The following is a 3,537-nucleotide window of genomic DNA, read 5'->3' as shown; positions in this document are numbered from 1 at the left end:
GGCGACGAGGCGGAGGCGCGCGGCGCCGCCGACGCGGCCCGGCGGGCGCGGGTGCGGCTGGCGATCCTCACCGGGGCCACCGTCGGGGCGGCCGTCGTCATCTCCGTGCTCAACCGCGACCCGGGCACCACCTCGGTCAGCATCAACATCGACATCGGCTGACCCGCCGGCCGGGCGCGGCCCGCACACACCGACGGCCCGCCCTCGAACGACGGCCCGCACCCGAACGACGGCGGCCCGCAGGCACCGCGCCGCGCCCGGCCGGGAACGCGCCCGGCCCCCGCCCGTCAGGACGCGTCAACGACCCCCGGCGACACGGCCGTTGCCCCCGGGGACGGCTCCCGCGCCGCCGTGACGGACAGGAAGTCCGCCGCGAAGTCGCACAGCCGGTTCCGGTCCCCGGTCCCGGTCTTGGCGAGCAGGCTCGCCACATGCTTCTCGACCGTGCGGACCGACAGGTGCAGCCGCCCGGCCAGGGCCTTGTTGCCCAGCCGGTCCACCAGCAGCCGGAAGACGTCGTACTCCCGCGTCGTCAGGCCCATCGCCCGCAGCGCCTCCGGGATGCGGTCGGTGCCGGCCCGCCGCTGCCGCACCACCACGCCCACCCCCCGCAGCAGCGAGCGGCACGCCCCCGCCACCGCGATCACCCCGGCGCCGTGGAAGTACTCCTCCGCCTCGGTCAGCCAGCGGCGCGGCTCGCCCCAGCCGTCGGCCAGCGCCGCCTCAGCGACCAGCCGCAGGCCCAGGTGCCGGGCCACCGGGAACGGCTCCGCGTCCCGCAGCGCCTCCGCCACCGCCGCCTCGGCCGCCTCCGGCCGCCCCGCCCGGCCCTCCAGCACCGCGAGCGCCAGCCGCCCGAACTGCCGGTTGAAGCGCAGCCGTCCGGCCTGCCCGGCGGCGATCCGCTCCCACTCCGCCCGGTCCGCGCGCCCGGCCAGCACGTCCAGCAGCAGCACCAGACCGTGCCGCCCCGTCAGATGGAAGAACTCCTGCCCGTTGACCTCGGCCGCCGCCCGCAGCGCCCCGCCGACCTCCTCGGCCGCCGCCCGGTCCTCCTCCAGCAGCGCGCAGAACAGCTCGCCGAGCCCCCGCGCCAGCGGCGCCTCCATGGACTGCTCGCCGCCGTCCGCCCGGAACTCCGCCAGCGCCGACCGCAGTTCGGCCCGCCGCCCCCGGTGCGCCGCGCCCACCGCCCGCACCATCAGCAGATACCGCGTCACCGAGCGCAGCTTCAGCCGCCGCGTCTCGTCGAGCGCCCCGTCCACCAGCGCGCGCGCCCGCGCGAAGTCGGAGCGCAGCGCGGCGTCCAACGCCAGCAGCGCGCCCGCGTTGTGCGCCAGGCTGACGCAGCCGGTGCGCAGCGCCTCGTGCCAGGCGTAGGTGAGGGAGTCCGTCGCGGCCCGCGCCAGCCAGGCGTTGCCGCCGAGCCCCAACAGCCCGTGCGCGCGCCAGCCGTTCAGCTCGTGGCGCGAGGCGATCCGCAGCGTCTGCCGGAAACACCGGTCGGACTCCGCCAGCGAACGCCCCCGGCCCGCCGCGCCCACCGCGTACCAGCCCTGGCAGGCCAACGCCGGGTCGGCGCGCCGCCGCGCGCCCTCGATGGCGCGGCGCGCCAGCCGCTCGCTGCGCGCGATCCGCCCCGGGCGGGTGTCGGAGACCGTCAGATACGCCTCCACCGCGTCGATGCCGGCGGTCTCCGCCTCCCCGGCGTCCGCCGGAAGCAGCGCCCTGGCCTCGGCGACCTGCGCCAGCCCCTCCTCCCAGCGGCCCGCCACCTCCGCCGCCCAGGCCAGCCGCACATGCAGCTCCACCCGACGGGCCGCGCCCCCGTCGCCCCCGGCTTCGGGCCCCGCGTCAAGGTCGGCGCGGCGCAGCCGGTCCGCCACCTCGACGGCCCGGTCGAACCGCCCGTCGTCCGCCAGCGCCAGCAGCAGCGTCTCCAGCAACTCCCGGTGCACGCCGCCGCGCACCGGCGCGTACGGCCCGTCGCCCAGCATCGCCAGCGCCTCGTCGATCACGGTGATCGCCGTGCCGGGGCCGCTGCCCGCCAACGCCCGGCGGGCCACCTCCCGGTAGTGCCCCGCCGCGACCTCCGCCTCGCCGGCGGCCCGGCGCAGCCGCGCCGCCAGCAGGCACCAGGTGCCGGGCAGCCCCGGATACAGCTCGGCCACCGCTTCGGCGGCCCGCGCCGACAGCGCCGCCCGGTCCGCCGGGCTCAGCGGCGAGGCCAACGCCTCCTCCGCCAGCGGATGCGCGAACGCGTACCAGTCGGGGCCGTGCTCCTCGTCCGGCTGGAGCAGGCCGTCGGCCACCGCCGCCCGCACCGCCCGGGCCAGCGCCTCCTCGGGCAGGCCCGCGCAGCGCCGCAGCACCGACAGGGGGAACGAACGCCCCAGCACCGCAGCGACCGACAGCGCCGCCGCGCCGCCGGGGCCGAGCCGGGCGGCCCGTTCCGCCATCACCCGCACCAGTGTCACCGGCACGCCAGGGCGTTCGGTGGGCACCAGCCGCCAGCCGCCGTCCTCCGCCCGGGCGAGCCGCCCGGCGGAGATCATGCCGCGCACCAACTCCTCGGCGACAAAGGGGATTCCGTGGCTGTCGGCCAGCACATCGGCCGAGACCTCCCGGGGCAGCGCGCCCGGCGGGCAGTCCAACAGCCCGGCCGCCAGGGCGTGCACCTCGGGCCCGCCCAGCCGGCCCAGCGGCAGCGGCCCGGCCTCCCCGCGCCGCACCACGGCGTCCACCAGCTCCAGCGCGGCCGAGGGCGTCGAGCGCACCGTGGCCAGCAGCGCCACCGGCTGGGTCGCGACGTTGGCCGCCAGATACTCCACCACCGCCAGGGTCTCGGGGTCGGCGTCGTGCAGGTCGTCCACGACCAGCAGGCTGCCGTGGTGCCGGCCGCGCGCGGCGGCCAGCCGCAGCACCGCCTCGGCCAGCACCACCGGCGAGTCGTCGCAGTCGCCGCCCGTGGACCACTCGGGCACCAGTCGGCCCAGCACCGGCAGATAGGGGCCCAACACCTCGCCCGGCGGCGCCTGTCCGGAGCGGGCCAACGCCAGCAGCGCCTCGGTCAGCGGGCGGAACGGCACGGCCGGGCCGACGGTGGTGCACCGCCCGCGCAGCACCGCCATCCCCGCGTCACGCGCCAGGTCCATGGCCCGGGCGGCCAGCCGGGTCTTGCCGATCCCGGGCTCCCCGGTGACGAAGACCGTGCCGCCCCGCCCCTCGGCCGCGCCCCGCAGCACCGCCGACAGGGCGGCCAACTCCGCGTCCCGGCCCACCAGATCGGCCGTTCTCATCCGTAACGGGCTCGTCATGCGCTCGCGTCGCTCCCTCGTGCCGAACGGTGCGCCCGCCGCCTCGCCACGGGCCCTGACCGTCGCTCCTCCCGGGCCCGCCGCGCGCGCCCTTCCCGCAGCGTCACTTCCCCGCCTCGCGCGCGGTACGCCGGCTTCCGCCCGATCACCCGCCCCGGCGGCAGGCCCCGCCGTGGACCGTAGCAGCCCGCGCCCCCGGCGCGGCCAGCCCCGCGCCCAG

General features: G+C 78.8%; 1 protein-coding gene. It reads right to left on the bottom strand.

The genetic code is table 11. From position 1 onward, the window contains the following. Nucleotides 1–287: 287 nt before the first annotated feature. Nucleotides 288–3,299 carry an ATP-binding protein gene (locus tag EBN88_RS32510; RefSeq protein WP_199742534.1) on the bottom strand — a complete coding sequence of 1,004 codons (3,012 nt, stop codon included), beginning with the start codon at nucleotides 3,297–3,299 and terminating at the stop codon, nucleotides 288–290. Between the last annotated feature and the right edge of the window lie 238 nt (nucleotides 3,300–3,537).

The sequence above is a fragment of the Streptomyces triticirhizae genome (assembly GCF_003696235.1).
GTDB lineage: Bacteria > Actinomycetota > Actinomycetes > Streptomycetales > Streptomycetaceae > Streptomyces > Streptomyces triticirhizae.
Note: the sequence above shows the minus strand (reverse complement) of the source record. Positions and strands in the feature narration are given on the sequence as shown.